Consider the following 13,404-nt stretch of genomic DNA (forward strand, 5'->3'; position numbering starts at 1 on the left):
GGTTCGGCGAGCCGCGGTGAGGACCCCGGCCGCGGCTCGCCGTGCGTTCAGGCTTGGTCGAGCGGTCAGCTCAGGCGCTCGATGACCATGGCCATGCCCTGGCCGCCGCCCACGCACATCGTCTCCAGGCCGATGTTCTTGTCGTGGTGCTGCAGGCTGTTGATCAGCGTCGAGGTGATCCGCGCGCCGGTCATGCCGAACGGGTGCCCGACCGCGATCGCGCCGCCGTTGACGTTGAGCCGGTCGAGGTCGATGCCCAGCTCCCGGTAGGAGGGGATCACCTGGGCCGCGAACGCCTCGTTGATCTCCACCAGGTCGATGTCGTCGATCGCCATCCCGGCCCTGGCCAGCGCCTGCGTCGAGGCCTCCACGGGGCCGAGGCCCATGATCTCGGGCGACAGGCCGGAGACGCCGGTGGAGACGATCCTGGCCAGCGGCGTGATGCCGAGCTCGGCGGCCTTGACGTCGCTCATCACGACGACCGCCGCCGCGCCGTCGTTCAGCGGGCAGCAGTTGCCGGCCGTGACGGTGCCGTCCGGGCGGAAGACGGGCTGCAGGCTGGAGACCTTCTCGTACGTCGTGCCCGCCCGCGGCCCGTCGTCCTTGGCGACCACGGTGCCGTCGGGCAGCGTCACGGGCGTGATGTCCTTCTGCCAGAACCCGTCGGCCAGCGCCTTCTCCGCCAGGTTCTGGGAGCGCACGCCGAACTCGTCCTGCTCCTGGCGCGAGACGCCCTTGATCTGGGCCAGGTTCTCGGCCGTCTGCCCCATGGCGATGTAGACGTCGGGGACCGCGCCGTCCTCGCGGGGGTCGTGCCAGGTCTTCCCGCCCTCGGCGTACGCCTTGGTGCGGTCGCGGGCCTCCAGGAAGAGCGGGTTGTGCGTGTCGGGCAGCGAGTCGGAGTTGCCCTTGGCGAAGCGCGAGACGGTCTCGACGCCCGCGGAGACGAACACGTCGCCCTCGCCGGCCTTGATGGCGTGGAAGGCCATCCTGGTGGTCTGCAGCGAGGACGAGCAGTAGCGGGTCACCGTGGTGCCGGGCACGTTGTCGAGCCCGAGCATCACCGCCACCACCCGGGCCATGTTGAAGCCCTGCTCGCCGCCGGGCAGGCCGCAGCCCAGCATGATGTCCTCGATCGAGGCGGGGTCGAGCTGGGGCACCTTGGCCAGCGCCGCCTTGATCATCTGCACGGTCAGGTCGTCGGGGCGGATGTCCTTGAGCGACCCCTTGAAGGCTCGTCCGATCGGGGAACGCGCGGTTGCGACGATGACTGCCTCGGGCATGGCCCCTCCTTTGTCGGCGCTAATAGTAGAACTATATTCCAGTTCTCCGCGCAAGGCCCGCCGCCCCCGGTCCTCGGGAGAGTCAGCCGTACATGCCGGGCGCCGTCGCCGCGTGGTCGTTGACGGCGTGCAGGGCGCCCTTCTCGTCGCGCCACAGGCGCCAGCCGTCCTGGCTGCCGGTGAACCAGGGCGGCGGGACCGCCACGGGGGAGACGCGCTTGCCGGTGCCGAGGTCGTACTCGCACAGTGCCGCCGTCGAGTAGAAGCCGGGAGGCTGCCCCTTCAGCGGCAGCGGCTTGGGGTCGGTGACGCAGAAGGACCAGCCGCGCTCCTCCTCGACCGGCACCGGCTTGCCCCCGGCCACGTCGAAGGCCGTGCCCTTGGAGTTGTGCTTGAGGAAGCCCAGCTTGTCCATGCGGTCGGGGAAGGCCAGCCACCAGCCGGAGCCGGGCACGTCGGTGGCGCTGATCTGGCCGACCACCCGCCCGCTGGCCGGATCGAGCCGGGCGAACCCGCCGTAGGCGCCCTGCGGGTCGACCGGCCGGACGACCGGCGCGAAGCCGGGGGAACCGCTCGGGTAGACCCGTACGACCGAGGGCCGCATCCAGTTGATCGTCCCATCGGCGATGCTGACGGAGAACAGGCCGAAGGTGGAGACCTTCTTGCTCTGCGGGTTCGTGTACGGGGCGACGTACCCGACCAGGTCGTCCCCCGCCGCGCCGAACGCCCACCCGCCCGACAGGTCGATCCCGGGCCCGAGCGCCTGCTCGATCGGCTGCTGCCACTGCAGCTTGCCGGTCTTGACCTCGTACGACTCCACCATGGGGTTGGCGGCCAGCCTGAGCAGGACGACCCGGCTCGGATCCGACCACTCCACCTCGGAGATGCCGGGCAGCCTCCACAACTGCTTGCCGGTCGTTGGGTCGAGCACCACCATGCGGGCCTTGGCCAGGGCGGTGTGCTCGGACAGGCAGACGTACGGCCCGCAGCGCTGCGGCCCGAACGTCGAGTGGATCGGCCGCGTCCACCGCTGCGCCCCCGAGTGGGCGTCGCGGGCCACGAGCGTGGCGTTCCACCTGCCCTTCTTGCCCGGGTCGAGGGCGACCACCACGCCCTGGCCGCCGGGCGTCTCCACGATCGCGGGAGCCGAGACGCCCATGCCGGGCAGGCGGCCGGCCATCGTGGCGGGGTAGGCCCACAGACGCTTGCCGTCGCGCAGGTTGACGGCGACCGTCTCCAGGGCGCCGTCGGGCCTCATGGAGGTGACGGCGACGACCCCGCCCGCCACCGCCATCCGGCTGACGGCGTTGACCTGGGTGTTGTGCCAGGTCGGGAACTTCGAGGTGGCCGCGTCGCTGCCGGAGCAGGCAGTGGCGGCAAGAGTTCCGGCGAGAGCGATGGACGTTTTCCAGAGGGGCCGGAGCACGGGCAATTCACTCCAAAGAGAATGGGGGAGTGACGGCTCCGGCGCGAAGAGTGACCGGCTGGAGGCGTGCGGCCGTCAGGTGTCGTTGACTGCCTCGCCGAGTCGCCGGCGGAACAACGTCGCCCACTTCCCGTGCAGGCCCGTCGCCCGCCCGTCGACCCGGGTCGCGGTGACCTCGGTGCCGGGCTCCTCCGCGGCCGTAGCCGCCGCGAGGTAGATCGGTTGCAGAGCTTCGCCCCGTGCGGGCCGCGGCTCAGGCCACAGCCCCAACGCAGCGCACACCGACGGTAGCACCGCGTAAGCGGCCTGCGCGTAACCTCGGTCAGATGGATGGAAACGATCGGGTCCGAACATTTCTGTCGGATTTGTAGCGAACTCGGGGCCCAGGACGTCGGCGAACGCCACCGTACGGCCGCCCGCGTCCACCACCGCGACCGTCTGCGCCGCCGCGAGCTGCCGGCTCCACCGCCGCGTCACCCAGCGCAGGGGCTGCGCGATGGGCCGCACGGTGCCGAGGTCGGGGCAGGTGCCCACGATCACCTCGGCGCCCGCGTCCCGCAGTCGCCGCACGGCCTTGGTCAGGTGCCGTACGGCGATGGCCGGCGGCGTCTGCGTGATGATGTCGTTGGCACCCACGAAGATCACCGCCACGTCGGCCTCCATGGCGAGCGCCACGTCCACCTGCTCCGCCAGCTCCGCCGAGGGGGCGCCGGACTTGCCCGCCACCACCAGGCGCACCGGCCGCTCGGCGACGGCGGCCAGGCCGTTGGCCAGCAGCACGGCGGGGGTCTTGGCGGGGTCGGTCACGCCCAGGCCCACGGAGGTGGAGTCGCCGAGCATGGCCATCTTGATCGGCTCGCCGGGGAACTCGCCGTACACGCCGTCGGAGGGCGGCCCGTCCAGGCCGTGCGGTTGGCCGATGACCTTGCGGGCGAGCAGGCCCTCGGCGATCAGCAGGCCGTACGCCGTGGCTCCCAGAGCCGTCAGCCCGCCACCTCCGAGCGCCGCCGCTGTAGCGATCCTCCGCGCCGCGCGCGCCATGCCAGCTGCCCAGACCACGTACGTGCCTCCTCGGTCCAACTCGGCGGTAGCGTTTGCTTGATAACTAGCCGAGGGCCTGCCACCCCCACTGGATCTCGGCCGTTGGCAAGCTGACCAAGCTTCGGTGAAGAAGGTGAACACCTCGGTGCGCGTTTACGATTCCCTCGTCGACCTCATGGGGAACACTCCGCTCGTCCGGCTGCACAAAGTCAACGCGGGAGTGCCCGCTCAGGTGCTGGCCAAGGTCGAGTACTTCAACCCGGGCGGATCGGTCAAGGACCGCATCGCAGTCCGGATGATCGAGGCCGCGGAGAAGTCCGGCGAGCTGCGCCCGGGAGGCGTGATCGTGGAGCCCACCTCGGGCAACACCGGGGTGGGGCTGGCCATCGTGGCCCAGCAGAAGGGCTACCGGTGCCTGTTCGTGGTGCCGGACAAGGTGGCCCAGGACAAGATCGCGGTGCTGCGCGCGTACGGCGCGGAGGTCGTGGTCTGCCCGACCGCCGTCTCGCCCGACCACCCCGACTCCTACTACTCGGTCTCCGACCGGCTGGCCCGCGAGGTGCCGAACGCCTGGAAGCCCGACCAGTACTCCAACGTCAACAACCCCGACTCCCACTACCACTCGACGGGCCCCGAGCTGTGGGAGCAGACCGACGGCAGGATCACGCACTTCGTGGCGGGCATCGGCACCGGCGGCACGATCAGCGGCACCGGCCGTTACCTCAAGGAGGTCTCCGGCGGGCGGGTCAAGATCATCGGTGCTGACCCGGAGGGCTCGGTCTACTCCGGCGGGTCCGGCCGTCCGTACCTCGTGGAGGGCGTCGGCGAGGACATCTGGCCGGCCACGTACGACACCGAGATCTGCGACGAGATCATCGCGGTGTCCGACAAGGAGTCCTTCAACATGACCCGCCGCCTGGCCCGCGAGGAGGGGCTGCTGGTCGGCGGCTCGTGCGGCATGGCGGTCGTGGCGGCGCTGCGCGTCGCGTCCGCGGCGGCGCCCGACGACCTGGTGGTCGTGCTGCTGCCCGACGGCGGCCGCGGCTACCTGTCGAAGATCTTCAACGACGACTGGATGGCCGACTACGGCTTCCTGACCACCTCCTCCGACGAGGGGCTGGTCGGTGACGTGCTGGCGCGCAAGGGGCCGGGGCTGCCGGAGTTCGTGCACGCCCACCCGCACGAGTCGGTCGGCACCGCCATCTCGATCATGCGCGAGTACTCGGTGTCCCAGCTTCCGGTGATGAAGGAGGAGCCGCCGGTCATGGCGGCGGAGGTGATCGGCTCCATCGTCGAGCGCGACCTCCTCGAAGCCCTCTACCACGGCAGGCTCTCCTCCGACGATCCGATCTCCGATCACATGTCCGCGCCGCTACCCACGATCGGCAATGGTGAACCTGTGGCGCGTGCGGTTGAAGCGCTGGAGAAGGCGGATGCGGCGGTTGTGCTCGAGGACGGCAAGCCGGCCGGGCTGATCACCCGCCAGGACCTGCTCGCGTTCCTGGCCAACCACTGAGCGTCAGGGGAGTGGGAACTCGGCCACCACTTCCCAGGCGCCCTGCTGGGACGGGCCGGCGTAGAGCCGGCCGCCCAGCGCCTCCACCCGCTCGGCCATCCCGACCAGCCCGAACCCGCCGCCCAGCCGTGACACCCGCGGATCAGAGCCGGCCCCGAAGTTGCGCACCCGCAACACCACGACCCGCTCGTGGCGCCGCAGGTCGGCCTCCACCCAGGCCGTGCGGGCGGCGTGCTTGCGGATGTTCGTCAGCGCCTCCTGCAGCACCCGGTGCAGGGTGGTCATGACCTCGGGCGGCAGCGTGCGATCGTCGAGGCCGGCGCCGATCTCGAACGCCACCTTGGGCCCGTCCGCCGAGAACCTGTCGGCCAGCATCCGCAGGTCGGCCAGCGAGGTGCCCGGCTTGCGGTCGGCGCCGTCCTCCGTGCGCAGCACCGCGACCATGCGGCGCATCGAGGTCAGCGCGTCCGAGCCGGCCGTGGCGATCGCGTCCAGGGCGGGAGCCACCGCCTCCGGCCTGGTCTCGGCGACCGTGCGGGCGGCCTGGGCCTGCACGACGATGCCGGTGATGTGGTGGGCGACCAGGTCGTGCAGCTCCCTGGCCAGCTCCAGGCGCTCGGCCCGCCGTACCGAATGCACGGCCTCCGTGCGGCGCTCCTGCTGGAAACGCAGGTAACCGCCGGCCCCGGCGGCCGTCGACCAGCCCGCGAACAGCAGGAACGCGAACGCCAGGCCCGAGCTCTGGTAGTCGCGCCCGCTCGCCTCGCTCATCAGCACGATCAACCCCGCGCACGCCAGCACGGCCGCCCGGCGCACCGGCTCGACGTGCCGCAGCACCCCGATGATCAGGATGAGCAGCGAGCCCGTCTCCGCCATGCCCGGCGCGGCGTCGGCGCCGGTCCAGCCGGCCAGCAGCGAGGTGCCGAACGACAGGGTCAGCATGATGGCGAACCCCTCCACCCGGTACCTGCGGCGCAGCACCACGGCCGCGATGCCGCACACGCCGCAGGCCAGCACCAGCCACTGCACGCCGCTGACGACGCCGGCCAGCACGAGGTCGAGCAGCAGGAGCATGCCCAGCCAGCCGTACATCGCGATCTCGCTCAGCCGGCGTAGCCAGTACACGATGCGCTTCGAATCCCCCACGGCGTCGAGCCTAAGCCGGAAGTCGGACATGTCGTATCAACCGTTCGGCCGAGAGGGCCTGGCGGAGACCAGCCCTTCAGCGGAGGCGGCGGGCGGGGCGTGTCACCGATGCTGGATGTGTCGGAAGGGGAGAGGACATGGTTGCCATCGGGTTCGCGTTGCTGGGTGTCGGGCTGGTCGTGGGCGTGCTGCTCGCGTTGGCCGACCCCGTGCTGCTCTCCCGCATCAACGGGGAGCGGGCGGAGGGCGGCAGCGGCCGGTTCATCAAGGTGGACGCGGAAGGCGGCAGCGACCCGTTCGTCAAGGCGGACGTGGTACGGCTCCCGCCCCGGTCAGGCGGGGACCGTCACGAGCCCAAGGCGGCCTGAACAGGCCCGGCTCGCGCGGGCATGGTGCGCGAGCCCGCACGGGAGCTTCGTGGGGACGGGCTCCCGTGAGCGGCCCGCGATCCGGAGGGGACCGGATCGCGGGCCGTCCGCGTGACAGCGGCCTGTAACGTGACCTGTATGAGCAACGGTTTTGAAACTCTGGCCATCCACGCAGGTCAGGAGCCCGACCCGCTGACCGGCGCGGTCGTGCCGCCGATCTACGCCACGTCCACCTACAAGCAGGACGGCGTGGGCGGCCTGCGTTCCGGATATGAGTACAGCCGCTCGGCCAACCCCACCAGGACCGCGCTCGAAGCCGCGCTGGCCGCCGTGGAGGGCGGGGCGCGGGGGCTGGCGTTCGCGTCGGGGCTGGCCGCCGAGGACACGCTGCTGCGTACGGTGTGCAAGCCGCAGGACCACGTGATCATCCCGAATGACGCGTACGGCGGCACCTACCGGCTCTTCGCCAAGGTGCACGAGCGCTGGGACCTGCACTACGACCCCGTGCCGCTGCACGACCTCGACGCCGTGGCCGCGGCCATGACGCAGAAGACGAGGGTGGTCTGGGTCGAGACGCCCACCAACCCGCTGCTCGGCATCGCCGACATCGCCGCGCTGGCGCAGCTCGCCCACGACAACGGGTCGCTGCTGGTCGTGGACAACACCTTCGCCTCACCGTACCTGCAGCAGCCCCTCGCGCTGGGCGCCGACGTGGTCGTGCACTCGACCACCAAGTACGTCGGCGGGCACTCCGACGTGGTGGGCGGCGCGCTGGTGGCCGCCGACGCCGGGCTCGGGGAGGAGCTGGCCTACCACCAGAACGCGATGGGGGCGGTGGCCGGGCCGTTCGACGCGTGGCTGACGCTGCGGGGTCTCAAGACGCTCGGCGTGCGCATGGACCGCCACTGCGACAACGCCGAACGCGTCGTCGACCTGCTGCTCGCCCACCCGCGCGTGACCGAGGTGCTCTACCCCGGGCTGCCCGAGCACGCCGGGCACGAGGTGGCGGCCAAGCAGATGCGCAGGTTCGGCGGCATGGTGTCGTTCCGCGTCGCCGGGGGCGAGGCGGAGGCGGTCGCGGTGTGCGACAAGGCGAAGCTGTTCACGCTCGGCGAGTCGCTCGGCGGGGTCGAGTCGCTCATCGAGCACCCGGGCAGGATGACGCACGCCTCCGCGGCGGGCTCGCCGCTGGAGGTGCCCGCCGACCTGGTGCGGCTCTCGGTCGGCATCGAGACCATCGACGACCTGCTCGCCGACCTCACCCAGGCACTGGGCTGATCGCTTATTCAGGCACGACCATCAGGAACAGGATCACCAGCCAGATCACGGACAGCAGCCCGCTGATCGCGGCGATCCGCCCCTTCTGCATCTTGGCGTCGTCGTCGGCGCTCTCGCTCGAGAGCGCCTGCACGGCGGTGCGCAGGTCCCGGTCGATGATCACCAGCATGACGGCGGCCACGATGAACAGCGTCATCGACGCCGTCATGTACCACCGCCCGAGCAGCCCGTCGCCGAGCACGATGCCGAGCACCAGCCCGAACACGAACACACCCAGGCTCCCGAGGCTGTAGATCCTCGTGATGCGCTGGATGAACTGCAGCGCGGGCACGTTCTTGGTGCGGATGGCGCGCGGCGCGGACATCGTCGCGGCGGTCACCGGCCCGATCGTGAAGATCGCGAAACCGATGTGCAGCCAGAGAAGCAGGGACGGCATGGCAGAGAGACTAGTCCCCGGTGATCTCGCTGGGGGACTCGACACTCTCTTTGCCGTCCGCAGAACAACGCATGCACAGCTCCGAGGTCGCCACCGCGACGACCATCAGCACCAAGAGGAGAACCGTGGCAATCATGGTCACCCCTCCTTCCCCGTGTCGGACGTAAATATCGTCCGTAATGACTAGACGGACGTGCAACGGAATAAGTTCGTCGCGGGTATTGTTGCGTGTCGCCGTTCTTTCCTTACCGTCTGGGCACAGGGAGGTGCCGTCCGTGGCCATCAGGCACGTCGAGCCGTACACCGACGAGTGGCTGCAGCAGCCGATCAGCTACGTCCAGCAGGTCGTCGACCTGCTCGGGGCTGAAGTTGCGGACTGGTGGGAAGGCCCGTGCGATCCCAGAGATGCCACGGTGAGGCTCACCGACGACACCGCGCTGGTGTGGGACGAGGAGAGCGGCTGGCGCCTGGGCGCCTTCGTCTCCGGCGACCGCGGCCGGCACACGGAGCTGACGGGCATCCGCTACCTGGGCCACGGCCTGCTCCCCCGCCCCGAGCGCGTCCCTTCGGCCCTGCGGGACGCGCGGGCCGGCGTCGGCGCCAGCTCGGCCTGGCGACCCTGCTACCGCTCGCACCGCAACTGCCGTGACGGCTTCGACGTCGCCCTCGACTTCTACGCCCTCGCCTGAACCCGGACCAAAGCCCCGGGCTGCGGCCCGCCCCGGCACGGTCAACTCGCGGCGCCGTCGAGCACGGCCTTGATGGACGCCTCCAGGATGTCCAGGCCGGTGTGCAGCTCGTCCTCGCTGATCGTGAGAGGCGGGGCGATGCGGAAGATTCCCCCCATCCCGGGCAACTGCACGATGTTCATGTGCAGCCCCCGTTCGAGGCAGGCCGAGGTGACCGCCTGGCCCAATGCGTCCGCGGGCGCCCTGCTCTGCTTGTCCTTCACCAGTTCCAGGCCCTGCAGCAGGCCCCGGCCGCGGACGTCCCCCACGACCTCGTAGCCGTCGCGCAGTGCCGCCAGGCGGGTGGTGAGCTGGTCGCCCAGGTAGGAGGCGCGGGCGACGAGGCCGTCGCGGTGGATGACGTCGAGGACCGTCAGCGCGACGGCGGCGGCCAGCGGGTCGGAGACGTGCGTGGTGTAGAAGAGGAAGCCGCGGTCGTGGCAGGTCTGCTCGACCTCGGCGGTGGTGACGACGGCCGCCACGGGGAGGCCGGCGCCGAGGGTCTTCGAGAGGGTCAGGATGTCGGGGGTGACCCCGTCGCGTTCGAAGGCGTACATGGTGCCGGTGCGGCCGAGGCCGGTCTGGGCCTCGTCGAGGATGAGCAGCATGCCGCGCTCGTCGCACAGCTCCTTGAGGCGGCGCAGGTAGCCGGGCGGCAGGTCGATGATGCCGCCCGACGACAGGATCGGCTCGACGAGGCAGGCGGCGAGGCTGCCCGCTGACTGCTGGTCGACCAGGGCGAAGCCGTAGGCGAGCTCGGTTTCCCAGTCGTGCGATCCGTCGGGGGAGCGGAACGGCGAGCGGTAGGCGTTGGGGGCGGGCAGCGCGAGGTTGCCCGGGGTCGGCGGGCCGTAGCCGCGGCGGCCGGCCGAGAAGGTGGCGGAGGCCGCCCCCTGGGTCATGCCGTGCCAGGAGCGGTCGAAGGAGACGATCTCCCAGCGGCCGGTGGCGAGCTTGGCCATCTTGATCGCGGCCTCGTTCGCCTCGGCGCCCGTGGTGAGCAGCAGCATCTTGGCCAGCTCGGGAGGCAGGGTGGCGGTGAGCCTGCCGGCGAGCTCCAGCACCGGGGTGCTCAGCATGCCGCTGTAGAGGTGGGCCAGCGACGCCGTCGCGGACGAGACCGTGGTCACGATGTCCGGGTGCGCGTGGCCGAGGATGGCGCTCATCTGGCCGGAGGTGAAGTCGAGGATCGGCGTGCCGTGGTGGTCGAAGACGTACGCACCGGAGGCGCGCTCGATGACTCGCGGAGTGAATCCGGCTCCGTAGCGGATGAGGAGCCGGTCCGCCTCGTCCCAGAACGTCCTGTCCATCGCCAACCGATCCTCTCTGGCCCCGCCCGAGACGTCGGGCTGAATGTCATCTTCGATCGATGGCGACAGCCGTTACAAGGGACGCAGCGCAAGCGGATGCTTGAGGTTGATTGTCGCTTATGGTGTGTTTCGTGACTGCCAGTCAACGCCGCCGCGACCAGCTCAAGGAGTTCCTGCGGGCCAAGCGCGAAGCGCTCACGCCCGCCGACGTCGGCATGCCCGCCGGAGGCCGCCGCCGTACACCCGGGCTGCGGCGGGAAGAGGTGGCCGTGCTCGCCGGGGTCGGGGTGTCCTGGTACACCTGGCTGGAGCAGGGGCGCGACATCAAGGTCTCCGACGCCGTGCTCGACGCGGTCGCCCGCGCGCTGCTGCTGGACGAGGCGGAGCGCACGCACCTGTACGTGCTGGCCGGGCTGAACCCGCCGGACCCGGCCGGGCAGCCGGGCGCGCCGGTGAACGACCAGCTCAGGGCCGTGCTGGAGGCGTGGATGCCCAACCCGGCGCACGTGCTGGACCGGCACTACAACCTGGTGGCCATGAACGACGCCTCCCGGTGGGTGTTCGGCTACGACGACGACGTACGCAACTGCATGGTGGCGTTCTTCACCCATCCCATCTACCGGGGCCGGTTCACCGCGTGGCACGAGTTCGCGCCGGACATGGTGGCCGACTTCCGCGCCGGAGCCGCCCGGTATCCGGACGACCCGGTCTTCGGGGAGATCGCCGAAGGGCTGCGCGCGGCCAGCTCGGAGTTCGCCGAGTTGTGGGCCCGGCCCGACGTGCGCTCCCGCTCGCAGGGGATCAAGGCGATCACCCACCCCGAGGCCGGGAACCTCGTCTTCGAGTACTCGCTGTTCCGGCTGCCGGACCGGGCGGATCTGAACGTGGTGCTGCACACGCCCGACCCCGACACCGACACGAAGGAGAAGGCGGAGAGCCTGGTGGCCGTACACCCAGGATGAGCTGACACTGCCTCCCCCGCAGCCGTCCCAGCACGATGGACGGCATGAAGGCAATCACGATTCCCGAATTCGGCGGCGCCGACGTCCTCCGGCTCGACGAGGTCGAGATCCCCGAGCCAGGGCCGGGGCAGGTCTCCATCGACGTGGCGTACGCGGGCGCCAACTTCGCCGAGATCCTCTACCGGCAGGGGCTGGCGGACGTGCCGCTGCCGTTCGTGCCCGGGATCGAGGTGTCCGGCCGCGTCCGGGCGCTGGGCCCTGGTGTCGAGGGGCTGCGCGCGGGGCAGCCGGTCGCCGCGCTGACGATCGTGGACAGCGGCGGGTACGCCGAGGTGGTGGTCACCTCCGCCGAGCTGGTGGCCCCGCTGGACGGTTACGAGCTGGAGCTGGGCGTCGCGGCGGCGCTGCCGTCCAACAGCACGACGGCGTTCCTGGTGCTCGACCGGGTGGCTCGCATCGAGCCGGGGGAGAGCGTGCTGGTGCACGCGGCGGCCGGCGGCGTGGGCAGCCAGCTCGGGCAGGCCGCCCGGCTGCTGGGGGCGGGCCGCGTGGTGGGCACCGTGGGCAGCCCGGCCAAGATCGAGGCCGCCAGGGCGTTCGGGTACGACGAGGTCGTGCTGCGGGAGGAGGCGGCCGGGGCGGGGCGGTTCGACGTCGTGGTGGACATGGTGGGCGGTGCGGCCCGCCGCGGCAGCCTGGACCTGCTCGCGCCGATGGGGCGGCTGGTCGTGATGGGCAACGCCTCCGGCGCGGAGGACGTCGGCATCCCGGCCAACGAGCTGTGGCTGACCAACAAGACGGTCTCCGGGTTCAACCTGGCCGCGTTCTCCGCCGCCTTCCCGGAGACCGCGGGGCAGGCGCTGCGCCGGGTCGTGGCCGGGGCCGCGAGCGGGGAACTGCGGGTGCGGGTCGAGTCGCTGCCGCTGGAGCAGGCCGCGCAGGCGCACCGCCGCATCGAGTCCGGCCGCACCACCGGCAAGCTGGTGCTCGAAGTGGGACACTGAGCGGGGTTTCCGGGTGCGCGCCGAGCGGCGACCGGCCTACCAGCGCTCCACGAGGTGCTCGCGGCCGGCGGGCGGCTCGTACGGCTCGGGCCAGAAGTCGGTGACCCGGCTGATCAGGCCCTCGTCCGAGAACTCGAACCACACGCAGGCGTCCTGCTGCTCGTCGCCGACCCGGGTGTCGAGCCAGGCCGCGGCGTGGCGGCCGTCCGCGACGATCCGCCTGACCTTCAGGTGCCAGTCGCCTGGATACTCCATGTTGAACCGGAGGAAGGGCCGCTTGCCGCGGATGCGCTCCCGGGTCTGCGGCATCTCGTAGACCACGTCCTCGGCGAGCAGGGCGGCGAACGCCTCCCAGTCGCGTCGCTCCGCGCTGTCGACGTAGGCGTGCGCGGTCCGGCGGTTGCCGGAGATCTCGTCCGTGCGGCGGGCCTGCGACGGGTGGAGCACCAGCAGGACGTGCTCGTCGTCGCCGTGCCGCACCGTCCCCGCCCGCTCGAACCCGTGTCTCTCCAGCAGCCGCACCGACGCGGTGTTGCCGTGGAACGGATCGGCGTACAGGGGCCGGGTCCGCTCCTCGTCCAGGAAGAGCCCGAGCGCGCGGGTGCCGATGCCGCGCCCCCAGAACGCCCGGCCGAACCAGTAGCCGATGAAGCGCCGATCCCCCTCCCACCAGGCCACCAGGTTGCCCGCCAGCTCGCCTCCCACCATGACGGCCTGCACGAACACGGTCGGGTCGCCGAGGATGCGCGTCTTCCAGTGGTGCATGAACGCCTCCCGCTCCCGGGGAGCGAACCGCGACCGCCGCACGGCCTCCGGGTCGTGCTCCTGCTCGAAGAGCACCTCCAGGTCGGCCTCGGTCACGTCCCTGAGCAGCACGATGTCATCCATGACCGGCGAGTCTGCCAT

14 protein-coding genes are annotated in these 13,404 nt (G+C 71.1%); 6 read left to right on the forward strand and 8 right to left on the reverse strand.

Features of this window, described 5'->3' with window-relative positions:
* Positions 1-65: 65 nt before the first annotated feature.
* The 3 genes from AB0I79_RS24885 to AB0I79_RS24895 form a co-directional block, all read right to left on the reverse strand.
* A complete protein-coding gene (locus AB0I79_RS24885) occupies positions 66-1,283 on the reverse strand; it encodes an acetyl-CoA C-acetyltransferase (protein WP_357876752.1) in 1,218 nt (405 codons plus the stop codon).
* 82 nt (positions 1,284-1,365) lie between these two features.
* Positions 1,366-2,709, reverse strand: a complete 1,344-nt coding sequence (locus AB0I79_RS24890) for a PQQ-binding-like beta-propeller repeat protein (RefSeq protein ID WP_357876754.1) — start codon at positions 2,707-2,709, stop codon at positions 1,366-1,368.
* Positions 2,710-2,784: 75 nt separating this feature from the next.
* Complete coding sequence (locus AB0I79_RS24895; RefSeq protein WP_357876756.1) at positions 2,785-3,768, reverse strand: SGNH/GDSL hydrolase family protein; 984 nt, start codon at positions 3,766-3,768, stop codon at positions 2,785-2,787.
* Between the two features lie 127 nt (positions 3,769-3,895).
* On the opposite strand from AB0I79_RS24895, the gene AB0I79_RS24900 reads away from it, so the two are divergent.
* A complete protein-coding gene (locus AB0I79_RS24900; protein WP_357876758.1) occupies positions 3,896-5,266 on the forward strand; it encodes a cystathionine beta-synthase in 1,371 nt (456 codons plus the stop codon).
* Between the two features lie 3 nt (positions 5,267-5,269).
* Here AB0I79_RS24900 and AB0I79_RS24905 read toward each other — a convergent pair whose 3' ends face one another.
* Positions 5,270-6,412: a histidine kinase gene (locus tag AB0I79_RS24905; protein WP_357876760.1), complete on the reverse strand. Its 1,143-nt coding sequence runs from the start codon at positions 6,410-6,412 to the stop codon at positions 5,270-5,272.
* Positions 6,413-6,549: 137 nt separating this feature from the next.
* Here AB0I79_RS24905 and AB0I79_RS24910 point away from each other — a divergent pair, with 137 nt between their 5' ends.
* Together AB0I79_RS24910 and AB0I79_RS24915 are read left to right on the forward strand one after the other, a co-directional pair.
* A complete protein-coding gene (locus AB0I79_RS24910; protein WP_357876762.1) occupies positions 6,550-6,780 on the forward strand; it encodes a hypothetical protein in 231 nt (76 codons plus the stop codon).
* Positions 6,781-6,918: 138 nt separating this feature from the next.
* Positions 6,919-8,058, forward strand: coding sequence for a cystathionine gamma-synthase (locus tag AB0I79_RS24915; protein ID WP_357876764.1), 1,140 nt, complete (start codon positions 6,919-6,921; stop codon positions 8,056-8,058).
* Positions 8,059-8,062: 4 nt separating this feature from the next.
* On the opposite strand, the gene AB0I79_RS24920 is transcribed toward AB0I79_RS24915, so the two are convergent.
* Positions 8,063-8,494 (reverse strand): hypothetical protein, encoded by a 432-nt coding sequence (locus tag AB0I79_RS24920; protein ID WP_357876766.1) that lies wholly within the window; start codon positions 8,492-8,494, stop codon positions 8,063-8,065.
* Between the two features lie 10 nt (positions 8,495-8,504).
* Entirely contained in the window at positions 8,505-8,630 is a 126-nt protein-coding gene (locus AB0I79_RS24925; protein ID WP_357876768.1) for a hypothetical protein, read from the reverse strand.
* A gap of 139 nt (positions 8,631-8,769) precedes the next feature.
* On the opposite strand from AB0I79_RS24925, the gene AB0I79_RS24930 reads away from it, so the two are divergent.
* Positions 8,770-9,183 (forward strand): DUF6292 family protein, encoded by a 414-nt coding sequence (locus AB0I79_RS24930; RefSeq protein ID WP_357876770.1) that lies wholly within the window; start codon positions 8,770-8,772, stop codon positions 9,181-9,183.
* A 41-nt stretch (positions 9,184-9,224) separates the two neighbouring features.
* On the opposite strand, the gene AB0I79_RS24935 is transcribed toward AB0I79_RS24930, so the two are convergent.
* On the reverse strand, positions 9,225-10,532 hold the full coding sequence (locus AB0I79_RS24935; protein ID WP_357876772.1) for an aspartate aminotransferase family protein: 1,308 nt from the start codon (positions 10,530-10,532) through the stop codon (positions 9,225-9,227).
* A 131-nt stretch (positions 10,533-10,663) separates the two neighbouring features.
* Between AB0I79_RS24935 and AB0I79_RS24940 the strand changes: the two genes are divergently transcribed.
* Positions 10,664-11,494, forward strand: a complete 831-nt coding sequence (locus AB0I79_RS24940) for a helix-turn-helix transcriptional regulator (RefSeq protein WP_357876774.1) — start codon at positions 10,664-10,666, stop codon at positions 11,492-11,494.
* 44 nt (positions 11,495-11,538) lie between these two features.
* Positions 11,539-12,498 carry a zinc-binding dehydrogenase gene (locus tag AB0I79_RS24945; protein WP_357876776.1) on the forward strand — a complete coding sequence of 320 codons (960 nt, stop codon included), beginning with the start codon at positions 11,539-11,541 and terminating at the stop codon, positions 12,496-12,498.
* Positions 12,499-12,534: 36 nt separating this feature from the next.
* Here the strand turns inward: AB0I79_RS24945 and AB0I79_RS24950 are convergent, their stop codons facing one another.
* The gene (locus tag AB0I79_RS24950; RefSeq protein WP_357876778.1) at positions 12,535-13,386 is read right to left on the reverse strand and encodes a GNAT family N-acetyltransferase; all 852 of its coding nucleotides are present in this window, start codon (positions 13,384-13,386) and stop codon (positions 12,535-12,537) included.
* Positions 13,387-13,404 lie beyond the last annotated feature (18 nt).

The sequence above is a fragment of the Nonomuraea sp. NPDC050202 genome (assembly GCF_040656115.1).
In the GTDB taxonomy this organism is placed as follows: Bacteria; Actinomycetota; Actinomycetes; order Streptosporangiales; family Streptosporangiaceae; genus Nonomuraea.